Here is a 19,815-nt window from a genome sequence, read left to right as displayed (position 1 = left end):
TCGATGTGCTCGATCCGGTGCCGTACGCCGCGGCCGCCCGCGGCCTGCGCCTTCTCGACCGCGTCGAGTGCGTGCCGCACCGCCGCGTCGCCGATGGCATGGGTGGCGGTGGGCACGCCCGCCCGGTGGAGCGCGCCGATGACGTCGGTGTACGCGGCCGGGTCGGGCCAGAAGGCGTGCGTGGACTCGCCGTGGCAGTCGGGGTGTTCGAGCCAGGCGGTGCCGTTGTCGATGGTGCCGTCCATGAAGAGCTTGACGCCCCTGGTGTGCCACAGCGCGCCGCCGGTGCCCTGCTGGCCGACGAGGGCGCGCAGCGCGTCGCCGTCGGTGCCGGGCTGGCACCACGGCGCGACGCGCAGCCGTACCGGCAGCTCTCCGGCCTCGTCCAACTCGGCGTACAGCGCCAGGCTTTCGCCGTTGGCGTCCATGGCGTGGCCACCGGTGAGTCCGGCGGCGGCCATGGCGCGCAGGGCGCCGGCGAGGCGGGCGCGGCGCTCGACGCGGGTGGGCTGCGGGGCGGCGCGCTCGACGAGTTCGCAGGCGGCGTCCTCCAGGAGCAGTCCGGTGGGCCGGCCCGCGTCGTCGCACACGATCTCGGCGGCCTGGGCGAAGGTGCGGGGCCCGTCGACTCCGGCGAGTTCGAGCGCGCGGGGGCTGGCGAGCATGGAGTGGGCGTCGAAGAGCTGGAGGAGGGCGGGTACGCCGTCGAGCACGGGGCCGAGCGCGTCGGTCGCCACGGGCCGGTCCCCGAAGACGTTCGGGTCGAGTCCCCAGCCCTGCAGCCAGGCCCCGGGGGCGAGGGTCCGTACCTCGCGGGCCAGCGCCTCGCGCACCGCGGCCAGGTCGGCGCAGCCCGACAGGTCGAGCCCCTGGGTGAGTTCGGCGCCGGAGACGGGGTGGAGGTGTCCGTCGACCAGTCCGGGCGTGACGACGGCGCCCTTCAGGTCGATCACCGTGGTCGAGGAGTCCGCGAGCGCGCGTACGTCGCGGTCGTCACCCAGCGCGGAGATCCGCCCGTCGGACACGGCGAGCGCGGAGTGGGGCAGCACCTCGCCGGTGACCGGGTCGAGCAGGCGGGCGGAGAGCAGGACGAGCGGGGTGGACACCAGGAGGCTCCTCGGTACAGGGGGTTGCGGTCAGGGCGCGACAGGAGAGTCGGGGTCGGCGGTCAACGCGCCGTGGGCAAGGCCGAGTTCGCGCTCGGCCGTGGTGAGCGCCAGCCGGGTGACCGCCGCGGGGCGGTCGCTCGTGTCGGTGTTGGCGTGGGCGCCGAGGCCGTCGAGCACGACCAGGATCTGAATGGTCGTCACATACGTGTCGTCGGTGCGGAATTCGTCGCGCTCGACGCCCTCGCGGATGAGGTCGGCGAGGCGCCCGCGCCAGGCGGCCTCCTGCTCGGCGACGCGGTCGCGCAGGACGGGCCGGTAGCGGCTCAGGTGCCGGGCGTTGATCCAGAGCCGGCTGATGTCGTCGTACGCCTCGCCCGTCGCGCGCGCGAAGAACCGCGCGAGGTACTGGACCGGGGTTCCGTCGGTCCGCTCGGCCGGCAGGAGGCCGTCCAGTTCGGCGCTCGCGGCGCTGCCGAACGCCTCCGCGACGAGGTCCTCGGCGGAGGGGAAGTAGTGGCTGATCAGTCCCGGCCGCACGTCCAGTTCCTCGGCAATCCGCCGCAGGGTGATGCACTCCAGGCCCTCGGACAGGGCGACGGCGGCGGCCGCGGCGACGATTTCCGCACGTCGGGCGGCCGGAGATTTCCGAATTCGCTTGCGCTCAACGCTTGACGACATGCCCGCAACGTTATTGAGTGTGCGACCAATAAGCAAGCAGGTGAGCACGGCACGCACCCCCGGAGGGCTCCATGGCGTCCACGATCCCCGATCCGTGTCCAGGCAGGGACGGCGCGCACGCGGCGCCTCCGCCCCTGGACGCGGCCCCGCCGCTCTCTGACCCGGCGGGCCGCATCGAGGCGCACGGGATCGACCACATTCCCGAGCGGGAACGCCATGGCAGGCCCCGGGAGCTGTTCGCCGTGTGGGCCGCGGCGAACGTCAACTATCTGAGCCTGGTCGTCGGCGGCGCCCTGATCCTCATGGGCCTCACCCTGTGGCAGGCGCTCGCCGTGATCGTCGTGGGCAATCTGTTCTGGGTGCCGGTGGGACTGCTCGCCGTCTCGGGCCCCGCCTCCGGGACGCCGAGCGAGGTGATCATGCGGGCGATGTACGGCGTGCGCGGCAACCGCGTGAACATCGCGATCACCGGCTGGGCGATCTGCATCTGCTACATCGCGCTCAATCTCGCCGCCGCCGCGCTCGCCGCCTTCTCCCTGGCCGACCGGGCCGGGATCCCGCTCACCACCGGCGTCAAGACCGCCGTCGTGGTCGTCATCGCGGCGCTCACCCTGGCCATCAGCGTCTACGGCCACGCCACGATCCTGAGGCTCTACCTGCCGATCACGGTGGCCCTCACCCTGGCGTTCGCCGTCGTGGCGTTCTACGTCATCGGCCGCACGGACTTCGGCTACACGCCCGCCGAGCCGCTGAAGGGCGGCGCCTTGTGGGCGGCTCTCGCGGGCGGCATCACGCTCATCGCCTCCGGCCCGCTCTCGTACACCAACAGCGCCGACTTCTCGCGCTACCTGCCGAGGGCGACCCCGGCGAAGGCGATCGTGGGCTGGACGGCGCTCGGCGGATTCCTGCCCAGCATCGCCGTCTGCTCCCTGGGCGCCTTCGCGGCGACCGCGCTCGACATGACCGACCCGCAGACCGCCCTCGAAGGGATCCTGCCGGGCTGGTTCACGCCCGCCTTCCTGCTCGCGCTGGTGCTCGGCACGATCTCCCTCAACGCCATGACCGCGTACAGCTCGGGCCTGGCACTCCAAGCCGTGGGCGTGCGTATCCGCCGCTCGCTGAGCGTGCTCGTCGACGGCGCGCTCGCCGTGGCCCTGACCCTGTACGCGCTGCTCGTCTCCGACTTCCTCGACACCGTCAGCAACGTGCTCCAGCTGACCGTCGTCCTGCTCGGACCGAGCACGGCCGTGTACGCGACGGACATCCTGCTGCGCCGCAACCGCTACGACGGCCCGGCCCTGACGGACGAGTCCCCCGGCAGCCGGTACTGGTACACGGCGGGCGTCAACTGGCCCGGCGCCCTCGCCCTGACCGCCGGCACGACGGCGGCGGCGCTGTGCGTGAACACCCTGTACACCGGCCCGGTCGCGCGCGCCCTGGGCGGAGTGGACCTGGCGCTGCCCGTCGGCGTCGCCGTCTCCTCGGCCCTCTACGCCCTCACTCGACGTCCTTCAGCCTGACGATCCTGCCGTCCTTGTCGACCGTGCGGGTGTTCCAGTACTCGTCCCACTTGTCCCCGACGTGCTCGGGGACCTTCCCCTCCGGATAGCGGGTGTACCCCTTCGGGGGCTCCTCCCCCTTGGGCACGCACGCGCTGCCGCTGCTGCCGACCGCGAGGACCGGGTACTCCTCGCCGCCGCAGGTGGCGTCCGCCATCGAACAGCCGGTGGTCAGCCCCGCGACGACCGCGCCCGCGAGTGCGAGCCCCAGCATTCCCCTCGTCCGGCGCCCACCGCCGTTGGTCGGCACCACGCGAACTCGACCGGTCTTGCGCACCATTGACTCCCTCGTCTCGTCTGTCCCACCAGCCTGCGACGGACGCGAGGCAGGTTCATGAGTACGGGTACTCAGTCGCACCCGATCGGACTACGTGAGCCACTCCCCCGGCACCGATTGTTTTCGGCCTGCCTCCAGCCCTCCTCGCCCCCTTCCCGACCAGCCCTCTCCGGCACCGTGGCGCCAACAGCGCCACTCCGGCGACACTTTGACGCCACATAGAGCCAACTTGGCTCGCAGTAGCGCCACTTGTGTGCCAAGCTGGCATCACGGCACTTCCGCACCGGAGGGACTCCACCCATGCAGCACGACGCGACGACCGAACCCCTGGACCGCCTGCCGATCGAGCGGCCCTCGGGATGCCCCTTCTCCCCGCCCACCGAACTGGGGCGCGTCCGCGAGCAACAGCCGCTCACCCGGCTGCGGTTCCCCGACGGACACCTGGGGTGGCTGGCCACCGGACACGCGGCGGTCCGTGCGGTCCTCGGCGACCCCCGCTTCTCCTCGCGCTACGAACTCCAGCACCTGCCGATGGAGACAGGACTCACCGGCCCCCTGCCGCCGGCTCCCCTCGGCGACATGACCGGCATCGACGCCCCCGAGCACACGCGCTTACGGCGGCTGCTCACCGGCAAGTTCACGGTGCGCCGCATGCGGCTGCTGACCGAGCGCGTCGAGCAGATCACCGCCGACCACCTGGACGCCATGGAGCGGCGCGGTCCCGTCCTCGACCTGGTGGAGGCGTACGCGCGGCCCATACCGGCGCTGATGATCTGCGAACTCCTCGGCGTGCCCTACGCCGAGCAGGACGAGTTCCAGCGGCACACCGCGACCGTCATGAAGCTGAACTCCACCGAGGAGGAGCGGATCGCCGCCATGGGCGCGATCCAGGAGTTCATGGCGAAGCTGGTCCACGACAAGCGTGCCGCTCCCACCGACGACCTGCTCGGCGACCTGACCGGGACCGACCTCACCGACGACGAACTCACCGGAGTCGGCGGCTTCCTGCTCGGCGCCGGGCTCGACACCACCACCAACATGATCGCGCTCGGCACCTTCGCGCTCCTGCGGAACCCGGACCAGTTCGCCGCCCTACGCGCCGAACCGGACCTCGCCGACGGTGCCGTCGAGGAGCTCATGCGGTACGCGACCATCGCCCAGACCGGCGTCCGCGCCGCGCTGGAGGACGTCGAAGTGGAGGGCCACCTCATCAGGGCGGGCGAGAGCGTCGCCGTCTCGATGGAGGCCGCCAACCGCGACCCGGCGAAGTTCCCGGACCCCGACGTGCTCGACGTGCGCCGCAAGGCCACCGGCCATCTGGGCTTCGGCCACGGCGTGCACCAGTGCCTGGGCCAGCAGCTGGCGCGCGTCGAGATGCGGGTCGCCTTCCCCGCGCTGCTCACCCGCTTCCCGGCCCTGCGGCTCGCCGTCGCCCCCGAGGACGTACCGCTGCGTACGGGCATGAACATCTACGGGGTGCACGAACTGCCCGTCACCTGGGGCGAGGAGTGAGCGGCCCCGCCGCGCCCGCTCAGCCGTCGGCCGTCGCCACCTTCAGGCCGAAGCCGATCAGGACGGTTCCGGTGACCCGGTCGAGCGCCCGGCGCACGGCCGGCCGCTCGAAGAAGGCACGGGCCTTGGCCAGCACCATCACATAGCCGCCCAGCCAGATCAGGGTGAGGGCCGCGTGCAGGAGGACGAGCAGCGCCATGCCGAGGTGCGAGGGCAGCTCACGCGGCGCGAGGGTGGGGAGCAGGCCGGTGTAGAAGACGGCGATCTTCGGGTTGAGCACGTTGCCGACGAACCCGGTCCGCCAGGGACTGCCCGTGACGCCCGCCGGAGCGGCCGCTTCGGCCGGCTGCCCGCCCTTGCGGCTGTTCACCAGCGCCTGGACGCCGAGGAAGACCAGATAGGCCGCGCCGAGCAGCTTCACCGCCGTGTAGGCGGTGGCCGACGCGGCCAGCACGGCGGCCAGGCCCACCACGGTCAGCACACCCCAGACCAGCAGCCCGGCGGTGATCCCGCCGACCGTGCGCAACCCGTCGCGCCAGCCCGCGCCGACGGCCCGTTTCGTCACCACGGCCATGTCGGGCCCCGGCACCACCGTGAGCAGGGCGAGTACCCCCGCCGCCGCCATGATCTGCGTGAACATGCGGGCAGTCTCGCACCCGGACCGATCACGGGGGCGGCCCGGGTCACCGCGGCGGCCACGCGAGAGCCCCGCCGGATCGTCGTCGATCCGGCGGGGCTCAGGGCCTTTCGTCGGGTCAGCGCCGGTGGCGGCGGGCCAGGCCGACCATCAGGCCGCCGGTCAGGGCGAGGAGCGCCGCGAGGCCCGAGGCCCACCAGGCGGTGTCGTTGCCGGTGGGCGACAGGACGGGCGAGGTGACCTCGGTGGTCGTGGTGCAGCCGGGCTCGGTGCCGGTGACGCAGTTGCCGCCGCGGGTCGAGGTGGTGACGGCGTTGCGGAGCTTCTTGTCGCCGCCCTTCTTGGCGCCGCGCTTCGTGACCGTCACGGAGTAGGTGACGGTCGCGCGCTGTCCGGCGCCGAGGCGGCCGGTCCAGTTCAGCGTCACGCCGGTGCGGGACGGTGCCCCGGTCGGCGGTGGCGTCGCCGTTGTACGTGGCGTCGTCGAGGACTCCGTAGAGGTCGTCGGTGAAGGTGGCCGGGTCCAGGACGGCGGTGCCGGTGTTGGTGACGGTCACCTTGTAGGTGACCGTGCCGCCGGGCTTGACCGTGCCGTTCGGCGACGCGGTCTTGCGCAGGGCCAGGGACTGGATCGGGGTGGCGGTCGTGCAGCGGGGGTCGATGACCGCGCGCCGGGCCCTGTCGGACATCGGCAGCGGGCAGTTGGTGTTGTCGGGGCTGGTGACGAGGTTGCGCAGCAGCCGGTCGCCGGCCGGGGGCGTGCCGACGGTCACGGAGTAGGTGACGGTGACGCTCGCCCCGGCGGGGACGGTGCCCGCAGGGACGGCTTCGGCAGCACGGTGCGGCAGTCCCCCTCAGGAGAGCGTGCGCACCACGTCCCGCACCTGACCGGCGACGGACTCCGGCAGCGGCGCGTAGTGCAGCCGGGACAGGTTCTTCTGCCCCTGTTTGCTCGCGGTGTAGCTCAGGAACGACTTGAGCGCGGGCAGGGTCTCCCTCTGGTTGCCCCGGTCGCAGACGATCTCGTAGGTGACCTGGACGATCGGGTACGCGCCCGGGGTCGAGGCGCCGTAGCGGAACTTCAGCGTCAGGTCCTTGCCCTTGCCCGCCACTTCGGCCTCGGCGATGCCGGCCGACGCCGTGGTGGGCGTGGGCTCGACGGGGGCGGGCGCGCCCGTGTCGACACTGACGGTCTTGATGTCGCGGGCCCGCGCGAAGGACAGCTCGAAGTAGCCGATCGCGCCGAAGCCCGAGGTCACCTCCGTGGCGACGCCGCTGGATCCGCTCGCGGATGCTCCTCCCCCGCCCTGCCAGGCCTTGCCGACCGGGTGGGGCCAGGCCTCGGGGGCCGCGCCCGCGAGATAGGCCTGGAAGTTCTGCGTGGTGCCCGAGTCGTCCGACCGGTGCACGGGCCGGATCGGCAGGGACGGCAGCTCGGCGCCGGGGTTGAGCCGCTGGATCTCCGGGGCGTCCCAGGACGTGATGCGGCGGTCGAAGATCTTGGCGAGGGTCGGGGCGTCGAGGACCAGGTCGTCCACGCCGGGCAGGTCGTAGCCGATCGCGATGGGGCCGCCCACCATGGGCAGGTCTATCGCCCGCCCGCCGCGACAGACGTCCTTCGACCGAACGACCTCCGCGGGCTTCAGCGCGCCGTCGGAGCCGCCGAACGCGGTCGCGCCCCGCAGGAACTGCGCGGCACCGGCCCCGGATCCGACGGGGTTGTAGGCGATCCGCACGTTCGGGCAGGCGCTCTGGTACCGCTTGATCCAGTACTTCATCGCGTTCTGCTGGGCGCTGGATCCGGTCCCCTGCACCTTGCCCGAGGTCGCGCAGTCGATCCCGGCGAGGGCGGCGGGCTCCGCCGCGGCCCGGTCGTCGCCCTCCCCGTCGTCCTCCCCGAGGCCCACCAGCCCGCACCCCGCGAGCGACAGGGACAGCAGGGCCGTCACGGAGACCGCGAGCACACGCCCGCGTCGGTACATACGTCCTGGACGTGGGCGTGGCACGTTCGTCCCCTCGGGGTACCGCGAACGGATCGCGGAGGTTCTCACTGGCAGGCCTCAGATGATCGCGGATCGACGGCGACGGCGGGTGACCGCCAGGCGAACACTCGGGGACGTACTGACGTACGGAAACCGAGCGGTAGTCGGCGGGGAGCGCAGCGTGAGCTGCGGCGGGGAGCGCAGCGTGAACGGCGCCGGGGAGCGCAGCGTGAACGGCGCCGGGCGGCGTGGGCTCCCGACGGGCGGGCGGGAGGCGGGCCTTGCTCAGGGGCTCCGCCGGAGGTCTCCGCCGAAGGTCTCCGCCAGGGGGTGCCTTCGGAGCGTGCCCTACACTCCGCCCCATGAAGATCGCGAGCACGGCCGTCGTCCGGGACCTGGCGCCAACCGGCGTGCTGCGGGCCTCCATCAACCTCGGCAACCCGGTCCTGGCCCAGGGCACGCCGACGGCGCCCGCCGGCATCACGGTCGACATCGCGCGCGAGGTGGGCGCGCGGCTCGGCGTCCCCGTCGAGTTCGTCTGCTTCGACGCGGCGCGCTCGTCGTACGAGGCGATGGCGTCCGGCCGCGCCGATCTCTGCTTCCTCGCCGTCGAACCGGCCCGCGAGGCCGAGGTCGCCTTCACCGCGCCGTACGTGGTGATCGAAGGCGTGTACGCCGTGCCGCGGGACGCGCCGTTCGCCTCGTCCGCCGACGTGGACCGCGAGGGCGTGCGGATCGGCGTGAAGCGCGGCTCGGCGTACGACCTGTTCCTCACCCGCACCCTGCGGCACGCGAGCGTCGTGCGGGGCGACGAGGGGGTCGAGGTGTTCCGCGCCGAGGGCCTCGACGTCGCGGCGGGCATCCGGCAGCCGCTGACGGAGTACGTCGCCGCGCACCCCGGTCTCCGGCTGGTCGAGGACCGGTTCATGCAGATCCGGCAGGCGGTGGGCACGACCAAAGACCGCGCGCCCGAGACCGTGGCCTTCCTGCGCGAGCTCGTCGAGGAGCTCAAGGCGACGGGCTTCGTCGCGCGGGCGCTGCGCCGGTCGGGAAAGTCCGAGACGCTGACGGCACCGCCCGGGTAGCCTGCCGGGACCTCATCACCCCTCAGGGAGCGGGACATGCCCGGTCGCACGAGCACGCGCTGACGTCGTAGGTCGATCGCCCCGTCATCGCGTGCTGCCCTTGGACGCGGCACAGCGAGCCTTCCTCCGCTTTCCCGGCTCCTTCTCCAGGGGTTGCTGTGCCGTCCTTTCCACGTGTCTCGGCCTTGCGCCGTGCCTCGTCCTTCCTCCGTTCCTCACCCCTCCCGCGCGCCTCGTCCTTCTTCCGTGGCACCGTGCTCGGCGACCGTGACGTCCGTCTGCTCTGGGCGGGCCAGACCGCCTCCCAGTTCGGGGCGCAGGCCGGTCAGGTCGTCCTGCCGCTCATCGCCGTCCTCGCTCTCGATGCCTCCACCGGTCTGCTCGGGGCGCTGCGGGCGCTGGAACAGGCCCCGATCCTGCTGTTCTCCCTGTTCGCCGGCGCGTGGGTGGACCGCAGACGTACCCGTGACGTGCTGGTCCTCGCCGACCTCGGGCGCGTGCTGGCGCTGGCGGGCGTCGCCCTCGCGTCCCTGCTGGACGTGCTCGGTCTCCCGGTGCTCTTCGGCGTCGCCTTCCTGGTCGGCGTGCTCGGCGTGTACTTCGACGTGGCGTATCAGGCCTGTCTCGTACGGCTCGTGGAGCGCGACCAGTTGGCGCGGGGGAACAGCGCGCTGGAGGGCAGCAGGTCCGCCGCGCAGACCGGCGGGCCCGCACTCGGCGGCGCGCTGGTGTCGCTGCTCTCTGCGCCGGTCGCCGCGCTGGCGAGCGCCCTCTTCTTCGCGCTGTCCGCCCTGTCGATCGGGCGCATCCGCCGACCGGAACCGCTCCCCGCCGCCCCGGAGCGGGCGGCGGGCCTGGGTCGGCAGATCCTGGAGGGACTGCGCCTCGTCGCCGGCCACCCCGCGCTGCGGGCGGTGGGGCTCGCCTCCGCCGCCTTCCAGTTCTCCTTCGCGGCCGTCATGACGGTGTATCTGCTCTTTCTGCCGCGCGAGCTGTGCCTTTCGGGGGCGGCGGTGGGGCTCGCGCTCGCGGCGACGGGGCCGGGGGCGGTCGTGGGGTCGCTGCTCGCCGCGCGGCTTCCGGGGAAGCTCGGGTACGGCAAGGTGCTGGTGGGCGCGGCGGTCCTCGCCGACGGCGTGCTGTTGTGTGTCCCTGCCCTGCGCGGGTCCGGCGCCGTGACGGTCTGTCTGCTCATGGGCCTCAACTTCGTGTTCGGCGTCTTCAGTCAGCTGGTCGACGTGACCGTCATGGCCGTGCGGCAGGCCCTCACGCCCGTCCATGTGCAGGGCCGGGTCGTGGCGACGATCAACTTCGTCGGCATGGGGCTCACCCCGCTCGGTTCGCTGCTCGGCGGCGTCCTGGCCGAGGCGCTGGGGCTCCGCGCGGGACTGTTCGTCGCGGCGGCCGGTCTGGCGCTGTCGCCGCTGTGCATGGCCCTGTCCCCGCTGGCGCGGCTCGGGCGGCGACTGCCGGTCTGACATGGACGTCTCTCGGCCCCGGGGCTGTCCCGGGAACCTCAACACGCCACACTGGTCTCCCCAGTTCGGGATGCGGATGCTCGGTACGCGAATGATCAGTACGCGAGCATCCGGCACGGGAAAGGACCCCCATGGCAGAACCCAGCCGTCCGCCGGAGGAGCCGAGCACGGCCCACGAAGGACCCGGGCGGCGCAGAGTGCTCGCGTATCTGCTCGCCGCGCCGACCCTCGCCGTCGGCGTCCGCTTCGGCACCGACGCGGTCGCCGGGCCGCGGGCCGAGGCGGCCGTGCCGTCTCCGCCGCAGCCCGAGAACCTCTTCGACCTCGGCGATCTGCAGAACCTGGCGGCGGCGCCGACCTCGGGGCTGATCACGGTGCGGGTGCACACCGACGGCACCGCGTCTTTCGCGGTGCCGCGCGCCGAGGTGGGCCAGGGCATGACGACGGCCGTCGCCATGATGATCGCCGAGGAGATGGACCTGCCCCTGGACAAGGTACGGGTCGATCTGGCCGACGCGCGGCCCGAGTTGCTGATGAACCAGTTCACCGGCGGCTCCAACTCGATGCGCAGCATGTATCTGCCGGTGCGCACCGCGGCCGCCGTCGCCCGGCACCGGCTCGTCGCGACGGCGGCGGACCAGTGGGGCGTCGCGGCATCCGAACTGACCGTCCGGGACGGTGTGATCAAGCACGGGTCGGCGCGCAGCGCGACGTACGGCTCCCTCGCCGAGCGGGCCGCGAGCACGAGCGTCCGCGCGGCCACGGCCACCCTCAAGTCCCGCGCCGACTTCACGGTCCTCGGCACGCCCCGCAACCGCGTGGACGCCCTGGAGATCGTCACCGGCCGCAAGAAGTTCGGCATGGACCACGACGTGCCCGACGCCAAGCCGACGATGGTGCGCAGGCCGCCGACGATCAACGGCACGGTGCAGGCCGTCCACAACGCCGACACGGTCCTGAAGATGCCCGGCATCACGGACGTCGCGACGATCACGCACGGGGTGGCCGTGCGCGGCGAGACGTTCGGCCAGTGCATCGACGCGCTGCGGGCGCTGGAGGTGACCTGGGGACGGGGCACCGTGGACGGCGAGTCCGACGACACCGTCCTGCGCAGGATCAAGGCCGCCGCGCTGCCCATGATCGTGCCGCCCCTGCTCACCAAGAAACTCGACGCCGAGTTCACCTTCGCGTTCGCCAGCAACAGCCCGCTGGAGCCGGACAACGCGATCGCCGACGTACGGGCCGATCGCGCCGAGATCTGGTCGAGCCTCAAGGTGCCGATCGTCGCGCAGCAGGACATCGCCGCGCGTCTGGGGCTGCCCCAGAAGGAGGTCACCGTGCACGTGGTGGAGGGCGGCGGGTCCTTCGGCCGGCACCTCTTCCACGACGTGGCGGCCGAGGCCGCGGAGATCTCGCAGAAGATGGGCAAGCCGGTCAAGCTGTCCTGGTCCCGCACGGACAACTTCCGCCAGGGGCGCACGCACCCGATGTGCGTCTCACGGATCCGCGCCACGTACGGGCTCGGCAACGTCCTCAGCTACGAGCAGCGGCACACCGGCTCGCAGACCGACTTCGGCCACGGGCTCGGCGAGATGATCACGTCGGCGGCGGCGAAGCTGCCGGTCGCGGGCAATCTGACGTTCGCCGAGACGATCTTCCAGCTGACGCAGTCCACGCCGTACGACTTCGGTGTCACCACGCAACTGCTCAACGAGGTGCCGCTGAAGTTCAACACGGGCAGCATGCGCAACATCTACTCCCCGAACGTGGCGTGCGCCCGAGAGCTGGTGGTGGACCGACTCGCCGAGAAGATGGGCAAGGACCCCGTCGCGTTCCGCCGCTCCTTCCTCAAGGACAAGCGGCTGCGCGCCGTCCTGGACAGGGCGGTCGAGGAAGGCGCGTGGGGAAAGAAGCTGCCCGCGGGGATGGCGCAGGGCATCGGCCTGCACGCGGAGTACCGGGGCGCGGTGGCCACGCTCGTCGAGATCGACTGCCGGCCCGAGACGGTCAACCGGAAGATCCGCGACGCGGTGACGGGACCGCGCGTCACCAAGGCGCTGATCGTCGTCGACGCGGGCTTCGCCATCAACCCCCGCGGCCTGGAGGCCCAGATGATGGGCGGCTTCAACGACGCGCTCGCGATGGCCCTGACCTCCAGCCTGCACATCGAGGACGGCCTCCCGCTGGAGGGCAGCTGGGACAACTACTTCTATACGAGGCAGTGGAACACGCCCCTCGAACTGCGCGTCGTCGTCATGCCGAGCGACAGCGACAAGCCCGCCGGGGCGGGTGAACTGGGCGTCGCGCCGTCGTTCGCCGCGATCGCCTGCGCGTACGCGCGCGCGACGGACACCTTCCCGACGAGCTTCCCGATCAACCACGGGACGCTGAGCTTCGACCCGCTCCCCCGCGAGCCCTCCACGCCCCAGTCCCCCACCGACGGTCTCGACCGCGCCTTCTGAGGAGCCGAACCCTCCATGGCACGCCACACCTTCCACCTCAACGGCGAGCAGATCACCGTCGAGGCCGACGACGACGTACGCCTCCTGTGGGTCCTGCGGGACCTCCTGGGCGTCACGGGCCCCAAGTACGGCTGCGGCCTCGGCGTCTGCCAGGCCTGCACCTCGCACATCAACGGCAAGGCGTTCAACCCCTGCTCCGTCCCCGTCTCCAGGATCGCGCCGGACGACGAGATCACCACGATCGAGGGACTGCCCGCCACGGTCGGCAAGGATCTCCACCCCATGCAGGAGGCCTGGCTCGACCTGGACGTGGCCCAGTGCGGCTACTGCCAGCCCGGCCAGATCATGACGGCGGTGGCCAAGGTCCGCCAGGCCGCGTCCGAGGGCCGCGAGATCACGGACGCCGACCTCGACGAGATCCGCAACATCTGCCGGTGCGGGACGTACAACCGGATTCGGGACGCGATCAGGGAGGGGGCGAGGAACATGTGACGGGGCGCGTGCGCCGCACCGCTGGGGGTTCCGGGCCCCTGACCGGACCCTTCCGCCCCCTCACAACGGCCCCGACCCCAGCAACTGCCCCCCGTCCACGACCAGCGTCTCGCCCGTGATCCAGCGGGCGCCGTCGCCCGCCAGGAACGCCACCGCCTCCGCCAGGTCCTCCGGTTCGCCGATGCGGCCCAGCGGGGTGGCGGCGGACACCTGCTTCTCGTTCTCCTGCCAGAGCGCCTCCGCGAGCCTGGTGCGGACGACGCCGGGGGCGATGGCGTTGACGCGGACCTCGGGGGCCAGTTCCAGGGCGAGTTGCTTGGTCAGGTGGATCAGCGCGGCCTTGGAGACGTGGTAGATGCCGACGTCCTGGGCCACCGAAAGACCGCCGATCGAGGCCGTGTTGACGATGGCTCCGCCGTGTTCGCCCATCCATGCCTTCACCGCCAGCGACGTCCACAGGATCGGCGCCCACAGATTGACGTCCATCGTCTTGGCGAAGCGCCCGTGGTCCTGGTCGATCACCGGGCCGTAGGCGGGGTTCGTACCGGCGTTGTTGACCAGGATGTCGAGGCTGCCGTACGTCGCGACGACGTGGTCGACGCAGGCGCGGGCGGCGGTCTCGTCGGTGGCGTGGGCGCCGAAGCCGGCCACCCCGGAGCCCAGTTGGGCGGCCGCTTCCTTGGCGCGTTCCTCGCTGCGTGAGGTGATCACGACCTGTGCGCCGCGGTCGCGCAGGGCCGCGGCCGCCGCGAGGCCGATGCCCCGGGACGCGCCCGTGACGACGGCGACCTTGCCGTCCAGGGCGCCGCTCATCGGGCGCTCCGCTCGGTCTCGCGACGGCGCAGCTCGCGCAGCGCGATGGTCCGCTTGTGCACCTCGTCGGGCCCGTCGGCCAGGCGCAGGGTGCGCAGATGGGCGTACATGGAAGCCAGCGGGAAGTCGTCGCTGACGCCCGCGCCGCCGTGCACCTGGATGGCGCGGTCGATGACCTTGAGGGCGGCCTCGGGCGCGGCGACCTTGATCGCGGCGATCTCCGTGCGGGCCTCCTTGTTGCCGACGGTGTCCATCAGGTGCGCCGCCTTGAGGGTCAGCAGGCGGGCCATGTCGATCTCGATGCGGGATTCGGCGATCCAGTCCTGGATGTTGGACCGGTCCGACAGCGGTGCACCGAACGTCGTACGGGACTGGGCACGGTCGATCAGGAGGTCCAGGGCGCGCTCGGCCATGCCGATGGTGCGCATGCAGTGGTGGATGCGGCCGGGTCCCAGCCGCGCCTGGCTGATCATGAAGCCGTCGCCCTCGCCCGCGAGGAGGGCGGTGCGCGGGACGCGTACGTCCTCGAAGAGGACCTCCGCGTGGCCCTCGCGGTCCTGGTAGCCGAAGACGGGCAGGCCGCGCACGACCGTGACGCCGGGGGTGTCGAGCGGGACGACCATCATGCTCTGCTGGCGGTGGCTCGGCCCGTCGGGATCGGTCTTGCCCATGACGATGAGCACCCGGCAGTTCTTGTGCAGGGCGTTGGAGGTCCACCATTTGCGGCCGTTGAGGACGTAGTCGTCGCCGTCGCGCACCATCCGCAGCTCGATGTTGCGGGCGTCGGAGCTGGCGACGGCGGGCTCGGTCATCGCGAACGCCGACGCGATCTCCCCGGCGAGCAGCGGTTTCAGCCACCGCTCCTTGTGCTCGTCGGTGCCGAAGAGGGTGAGCACTTCCATGTTCCCGGTGTCGGGGGCGTTGCAGTTGGTGGCCTCGGGGGCGAGGTGCGCGCTGCGGCCCATGATCTCGGCGAGCGGCGCGTACTCCAGGTTGGTCAGGCCGGGGCCCCACTCGGGGTGCGGGTGGAAGAGGTTCCACAGGCCCTGCTTCTTCGCCTCGGTCTTGAGTTCCTCGAGGACCGGCGGGTGGAAGTGCGGATCGCCGGAGTCCGCCATCTGTGCCTCGTACACCGCCTCGGCGGGATAGACGTGCGCGTCCATGTAGGCGAGCAGCCTCGCCCGGTACTCCTCGGCCCTGTCGGTCACGTCGAACACGGGTCCTCCATCGGTTGCGGTCCGGTTCTGTGTCTCATGCCCCGGCGGGCGGCGCCAGGCGGGGAAACCCCTGGATGGCTTCGGCCGACCCTGTATATTTGAACCCAACGTCAAGTTCAATACCTTGAACACGGGCCGGACCAGAGCGAGTTCATCGCGCCGGCACGCGTGGACCAGAGGAGGCGCACATGGCGCAGCACATCCGGATCGCCGACTGGGAGCGCGTCGCGACGCGTGAGGTCACGACGGACGGCGTGACGCTGAGGGTCTTCGACCACGGCGAAGGACGGCCGGGCAGGCCCCCGGTGGTGCTCTGCCACGGCTTCCCCGAGCTGGCCTTCTCCTGGCGCCATCAGCTCTTCGCCCTCGCCGAGGCGGGACACCGCGTCCTGGTCCCCGACATGCGCGGCTATGGCGGCAGCTCCCGGCCCGCCGACGCCGACGCGTACGACGTCCTGTCCCTCTGCGGCGACCTGGCCGGGGTGCTCGACGCGGTGGGCGCGGACGACGCGGTCTTCGTCGGGCACGACTGGGGCTCCGCCGTGGTGTGGCAGATGGCCCTGGCGCACCCGGAGCGCGTACGGGCCGTGGCCGGGATGAGCGTTCCCGTGACGCCGCGGGCACCCGCGCCGCCGCTGCCGATCCTGCGCAAGCGCCTCGGCGACGACTTCTACATCGTGTGGTTCCAGGAGCCGGGTGTCGCCGAGGCGGCCCTGAGCCGCGACGTCCGCAGGACGCTCATCACGCGGGAGATGTACTGCGCCTCCTGGCCCGAGCGCGCCGACGAGCAGTTGACGCTGCCGCCGTGGCTCAACGACGAGGAACTCGCCTACTACGTCGACACGTTCGAGCGGACCGGGTTCACCGGCGGCCTCAACTACTACCGCAACATGGACCGCAACTGGACGCTCACCGAGCACCTGGCCGGCCGCCCCGTCACCCAGCCCTCGCTGTACCTGACCGGGTCCAAGGACCCCGTCGGGCAGTTCATGCCGGCGAAGGACCTCGACCGGACGCTCACCGACCTGCGCGGGCACGTCGTCCTCGACGGCGCGGGCCACTGGGTCCAGCAGCAGCGCCCCGACGAAGTCAACGCCGTGCTCCTCGATTTCCTCTCCTCGGTCGGCTGATAGCATCCGCTGCCACCGGTGACGTCCAGGTTCCGAACTCCAGTGAATGGATCGCAGTGGCTGCCCAGGCCCCGGCCGCAGACGGCGGCCAGAAGCAACCGATCACGCCCCGCAGCGCGCGCGGCGTCCGGACGCGCAACGCCCTGATCGCCGCCGCCCGCGAGGTCTTCGAGCGCGACGGATATCTGGACGCGCGCATCACGGACATCTCGAAGGCCGCCCATGTCGCCTCCGGGTCGTTCTACACGTACTTCAACAGCAAGGAAGAGATCTTCCAGGCACTGGTCGCGCAGGTGCAGGAGGAGATGCTCCACCCGCATCTGCGCGAGCGGACGGGCATCACCGATCCCCGTGAGCTGATCGACGCCTCGAACCGCGAGTACCTGCGCGCGTACAAGAAGAACGCCCGCCTGATGGCCCTGTTCGAGCAGGTCGCCCAGATCGACCCGCAGTTCATGGCGCTGCGCATCGAGCGCGGGAACGCCTTCGCCCGGCGCAACGCCAAGCTGATCCGCACGCTCCAGGAGAACGGCCAGGCCGACACGGACCTGGACCCGCTGGTGACCGCGCACGCCCTGTCCGTGATGGTGAGCCGCATGGCGTACACGGTGTTCGTGCTCGGCCAGCGCATTCCGTACGAGCGGCTCGTGACGACGCTCAACAAGATCTGGGAGAACGGACTCCGGCTGACCGGCCCCGCTCCCGGCCCCGAGGCCTGAACGAGACCTCGGGGAGCGGGGGTTCAGCCCTGCCGTAACGCCCGGGTCCGTAACGCGATCAGCGCCTCCAGGCGGAAGCGCGGGTCGGTGAGGTCCTTCCCGAACAGCGAGGTCAGACGGCGCAGCCGGTTGCGGGCCGTCTGCGGATGGATGCCCAGCGCGGACGCGACCTCGGGAGCCGTCCGTCCCGCGGACATGAGCAGGGCGTCCAGGGTGTCCGCCAGACGTTCCGCCTTGCCCTCCGGCAGCGCGCGCAGCGGGGCGAGGACCTGCTCGGCCAGCAGCTCGCCGATGTGCGCGCCGCCCAGCAGATGCAGCTCGCTCAGGTGGTCCGCCGCCATGAGCGGCCCGGCGCCGGTGGGGCCCGGCAGCCGGTGCAGGGCCAGGCGCGCGCAGTACAGCGAGACCCAGGCCCTCTCCGGCGGGACGGCCGGCCCCATGACCGCGCCGCGGTCGTGGAGGACGGCGCGCAGCCTGGTCAGGCGGGCCTCGCCGTCGTCGTCGCCGGCGGGCCCGGGGACGACGAGGTGCAGCTCACCGCCGCGCGTCATCGTGAGGACGTCGTCGTCGAGTCCCGGCAGCTCGGGGAACGCCTCCGCCGGGGAGCGCAGGGCGACGCAGGCGAGCGTCGGCGGCAGCGGCCACTCGGCGCGGCACGCGAGGTGGTCGAGGGGCTCGCCCGCCGGGTCGGGGCGCCGCTCGACGAGGCGGCCCGCGAGCGTACGGCGGTTGCGCTGCACCTCGTCGCCGGAGCGGGCCCGCGCCTCCTCGAAGCCCTTGGCCGACTCCTTGGAGAGGGCGTGCACATGCGTGAGCACGGCCTCGCTCAGGGGCACCGCGATCTCGCCGGGCAGGCCGGCGTCGCGCGCCGCCGCCACATAGCCCCGGCAGGCCGCGCGCGCCCCGACGAGATAGGCGGCGTGCAGGTCGTCCAGGCCGCGTCCGCTGAGGTACTCCAGCCTGCCGAGCCGCCGGAAACCGGGCGCGTAGTGTCCCTGCGGGGCGTCCGGGTCCTCGACGAGCTCGGCGAACTGGGTGGCGGCCAGGCGTACGGCCCCTGTCAGGTCGCGCCCGACCGCGGATCCCGCCGGGTGGCGGTAGCCGTGGATCTCCCGGCGGATGGCCTGCACCATGTCGGTGGTGGACTCCTCGATCCGGGAACGGAGCACCGGGGCGAGCGCCGCGGGCAGCTCCTTCCACGGCGACCTCGACAGAGGAAGGTCGGTTGCGGTCAACTCCGTCCTTCTTTCCTAGCAGTTGCAGGTCAGTCCCGGGACGCGGAGTGTAAACCGCGTGACATTCTCCTGACCGTGGCGCACCCCACATCTGGCGCGGACCGCTCGGTGACCCGCACGCTTGCGGGCGGTCGGGGCCCCGCCCCGGCCCACGGACCGCTCGTCGCCGCTGGAGTACGCCCATGACCACCGCACTCGCGCACCCCCACGATCCCGCCCCGCACCCGCACGAGCTGCGCAGACTGCTCGGACTCCAACGTCCGGCCGCGGTCGAGGAGATGACGGCCGAGGTCGCCGCGCGGCTGCCCCGCTACACCGACGCGTTCAACCGCACCCGCGGCTACTCGGTGCACCGCGTCGTCGACCGTACGGTCGGCCAGTTCATGGCGGGCCTGGGCGACCGGCGTGAAAACGCCGCCCGCCCCCGCCATGAACTGGCCTTGTTGTACGAGGACATCGGCGCCCAGCACGCCCTGCGGGGCTGTCCGCTCGACGGGCTGCGCGAGGCCCTGGGCATGGCCGGGCAGGTGGCCCGCCGACGGCTGATCAAGGACGCCTACCGGTTCGCCTGGCCCGGGGTGACGCTCGGCGCGCTCATCGAGTCCAGCGTCGCCGTCCTGGAGACCGCAGCGGCGTCCGCCACCCGCGGGTACGCGCTGGAGCGGGGCGGCCCGGCGGCGGAGCTCGCCGAGCACCGGGACCAGCTGCGCGAGGCGCTGGTCGCGGACCCTCCGGTGGGGCGCCGTCCGCTCGCCGAGCTGGCCGGGGACGCGGCGTGGCCGCTGCCCGACCGGATCGCGGTGCTTGCGCTGCCGCCAGGCACGGACACGCGGAACGCGATTCTGCCCGCCGAAGTGCTGGCGCACCACCACGCGAGCCTCGCCTATCTGGTCCTGCCCGCCGACGAACCGCCGGGTGCGCGGCGGTCGTTCCCGTTGCTGCGGACGCAGGGCGCGGCGCTCGGACCGTCCGTTCCGCTCGGCCGGGGCGCCGCGTCGCTGCGGTGGGCGCGCCACGGCGTGGATCTGGTGCGCCGGGGGCGGCTGCCCGCGCGGGCGCCGCTGCGGTGCGCCGACCATCTGTCCGTGCTCGCCGCCTCCCGGTCGGGCGACCTGCTGGAGGCGGCGTCGCCGGGCGCGCTCGGGCCGCTGCTCGCGCTCCCCCGGCGCCGCCGCGACCCCCTGCTCAAGACGCTGTTCGCCTATCTGGACAGCGGTGACAACGCCGTCGTCACCGCCGGGCGCGTCTTCGTGCACGAGCAGACGGTGCGCTACCGATTACGGCAGATCTCCCGCCTCACGGACGGGGCGCTGCCGAACGCCGAGAACCGCCTGGAGACGATGCTCGTGCTGACGTGGCTGCTCAACGAGTCGTGAGGCGGGGCACGTTCGGTGAAGCAGTGAGCAGAGAGCCGTGAGGCGGGAGGCGGG

Annotated in this window: 18 protein-coding genes and 1 pseudogene; 10 read left to right on the top strand and 9 right to left on the bottom strand. The window is 72.3% G+C overall.

Annotated elements, in window-relative coordinates:
• A partial coding sequence (locus AOK22_RS31455) for an amidohydrolase (protein WP_055702119.1) occupies positions 1–1,106 on the bottom strand: 1,106 nt, incomplete at its 3' end.
• A gap of 30 nt (positions 1,107–1,136) precedes the next feature.
• The gene (locus AOK22_RS31450) at positions 1,137–1,787 is read right to left on the bottom strand and encodes a TetR/AcrR family transcriptional regulator (protein WP_055702118.1); all 651 of its coding nucleotides are present in this window, start codon (positions 1,785–1,787) and stop codon (positions 1,137–1,139) included.
• Between the two features lie 71 nt (positions 1,788–1,858).
• Here AOK22_RS31450 and AOK22_RS31445 point away from each other — a divergent pair, with 71 nt between their 5' ends.
• A complete protein-coding gene (locus AOK22_RS31445; RefSeq protein WP_055702117.1) occupies positions 1,859–3,307 on the top strand; it encodes a purine-cytosine permease family protein in 1,449 nt (482 codons plus the stop codon).
• Here AOK22_RS31445 and AOK22_RS31440 read toward each other — a convergent pair.
• A complete protein-coding gene (locus tag AOK22_RS31440; RefSeq protein WP_055702116.1) occupies positions 3,285–3,560 on the bottom strand; it encodes an SCO0607 family lipoprotein in 276 nt (91 codons plus the stop codon). The genes AOK22_RS31445 and AOK22_RS31440 overlap by 23 nt on opposite strands.
• Positions 3,561–3,923: 363 nt before the next feature.
• Here AOK22_RS31440 and AOK22_RS31435 point away from each other — a divergent pair, with 363 nt between their 5' ends.
• A complete protein-coding gene (locus AOK22_RS31435; protein ID WP_055702115.1) occupies positions 3,924–5,135 on the top strand; it encodes a cytochrome P450 in 1,212 nt (403 codons plus the stop codon).
• 19 nt (positions 5,136–5,154) lie between these two features.
• On the opposite strand, the gene AOK22_RS31430 is transcribed toward AOK22_RS31435, so the two are convergent.
• Complete coding sequence (locus AOK22_RS31430; protein ID WP_055702114.1) at positions 5,155–5,775, bottom strand: LysE family translocator; 621 nt, start codon at positions 5,773–5,775, stop codon at positions 5,155–5,157.
• A 115-nt stretch (positions 5,776–5,890) separates the two neighbouring features.
• Positions 5,891–6,389 (bottom strand): annotated as a pseudogene (locus AOK22_RS44180) (DUF7927 domain-containing protein).
• On the opposite strand from AOK22_RS44180, the gene AOK22_RS43130 reads away from it, so the two are divergent.
• A complete protein-coding gene (locus AOK22_RS43130; RefSeq protein ID WP_244165183.1) occupies positions 6,343–6,552 on the top strand; it encodes a hypothetical protein in 210 nt (69 codons plus the stop codon). The pseudogene AOK22_RS44180 and the gene AOK22_RS43130 sit on opposite strands and share 47 nt — an antisense overlap.
• 74 nt (positions 6,553–6,626) lie before the next feature.
• Here AOK22_RS43130 and pstS read toward each other — a convergent pair whose 3' ends face one another.
• Positions 6,627–7,754: a phosphate ABC transporter substrate-binding protein PstS gene (gene pstS, locus AOK22_RS31415; RefSeq protein ID WP_055702111.1), complete on the bottom strand. Its 1,128-nt coding sequence runs from the start codon at positions 7,752–7,754 to the stop codon at positions 6,627–6,629.
• 362 nt (positions 7,755–8,116) lie between these two features.
• Here pstS and AOK22_RS31410 point away from each other — a divergent pair, with 362 nt between their 5' ends.
• The 4 genes from AOK22_RS31410 (at position 8,117) to AOK22_RS31395 (ending at position 13,271) form a co-directional block, all read left to right on the top strand.
• Positions 8,117–8,839, top strand: coding sequence for a transporter substrate-binding domain-containing protein (locus AOK22_RS31410; RefSeq protein ID WP_055702110.1), 723 nt, complete (start codon positions 8,117–8,119; stop codon positions 8,837–8,839).
• Between the two features lie 254 nt (positions 8,840–9,093).
• Positions 9,094–10,317, top strand: a complete 1,224-nt coding sequence (locus tag AOK22_RS31405; protein WP_055702122.1) for an MFS transporter — start codon at positions 9,094–9,096, stop codon at positions 10,315–10,317.
• Positions 10,318–10,448: 131 nt separating this feature from the next.
• Positions 10,449–12,779: a molybdopterin cofactor-binding domain-containing protein gene (locus AOK22_RS31400; protein ID WP_055702109.1), complete on the top strand. Its 2,331-nt coding sequence runs from the start codon at positions 10,449–10,451 to the stop codon at positions 12,777–12,779.
• 15 nt (positions 12,780–12,794) lie between these two features.
• Positions 12,795–13,271 carry a (2Fe-2S)-binding protein gene (locus tag AOK22_RS31395; protein WP_055702108.1) on the top strand — a complete coding sequence of 159 codons (477 nt, stop codon included), beginning with the start codon at positions 12,795–12,797 and terminating at the stop codon, positions 13,269–13,271.
• Positions 13,272–13,331: 60 nt separating this feature from the next.
• Here the strand turns inward: AOK22_RS31395 and AOK22_RS31390 are convergent, their stop codons facing one another.
• Together AOK22_RS31390 and AOK22_RS31385 are read right to left on the bottom strand one after the other, a co-directional pair.
• Complete coding sequence (locus AOK22_RS31390; RefSeq protein ID WP_055702107.1) at positions 13,332–14,084, bottom strand: SDR family oxidoreductase; 753 nt, start codon at positions 14,082–14,084, stop codon at positions 13,332–13,334.
• Positions 14,081–15,301, bottom strand: coding sequence for an acyl-CoA dehydrogenase family protein (locus AOK22_RS31385; RefSeq protein WP_107102081.1), 1,221 nt, complete (start codon positions 15,299–15,301; stop codon positions 14,081–14,083). Before AOK22_RS31385 ends, AOK22_RS31390 begins: the two co-directional genes overlap by 4 nt.
• 188 nt (positions 15,302–15,489) lie before the next feature.
• Between AOK22_RS31385 and AOK22_RS31380 the strand changes: the two genes are divergently transcribed.
• Together AOK22_RS31380 and AOK22_RS31375 are read left to right on the top strand one after the other, a co-directional pair.
• Positions 15,490–16,431, top strand: coding sequence for an alpha/beta fold hydrolase (locus AOK22_RS31380; protein WP_055702106.1), 942 nt, complete (start codon positions 15,490–15,492; stop codon positions 16,429–16,431).
• A gap of 56 nt (positions 16,432–16,487) precedes the next feature.
• A complete protein-coding gene (locus AOK22_RS31375) occupies positions 16,488–17,150 on the top strand; it encodes a TetR/AcrR family transcriptional regulator (protein ID WP_079036943.1) in 663 nt (220 codons plus the stop codon).
• Positions 17,151–17,173: 23 nt separating this feature from the next.
• Here AOK22_RS31375 and AOK22_RS31370 read toward each other — a convergent pair whose 3' ends face one another.
• Complete coding sequence (locus AOK22_RS31370) at positions 17,174–18,385, bottom strand: PucR family transcriptional regulator (RefSeq protein WP_157872332.1); 1,212 nt, start codon at positions 18,383–18,385, stop codon at positions 17,174–17,176.
• A gap of 182 nt (positions 18,386–18,567) precedes the next feature.
• Between AOK22_RS31370 and AOK22_RS31365 the strand changes: the two genes are divergently transcribed.
• Positions 18,568–19,761, top strand: coding sequence for a PucR-like N-terminal domain-containing protein (locus tag AOK22_RS31365; RefSeq protein ID WP_055702104.1), 1,194 nt, complete (start codon positions 18,568–18,570; stop codon positions 19,759–19,761).
• Positions 19,762–19,815 lie beyond the last annotated feature (54 nt).

The organism is Streptomyces silaceus, from assembly GCF_001419745.1.
Lineage (GTDB): Bacteria > Actinomycetota > Actinomycetes > Streptomycetales > Streptomycetaceae > Streptomyces > Streptomyces silaceus.
This window is presented reverse-complemented; position numbering and strand designations above follow the sequence as displayed.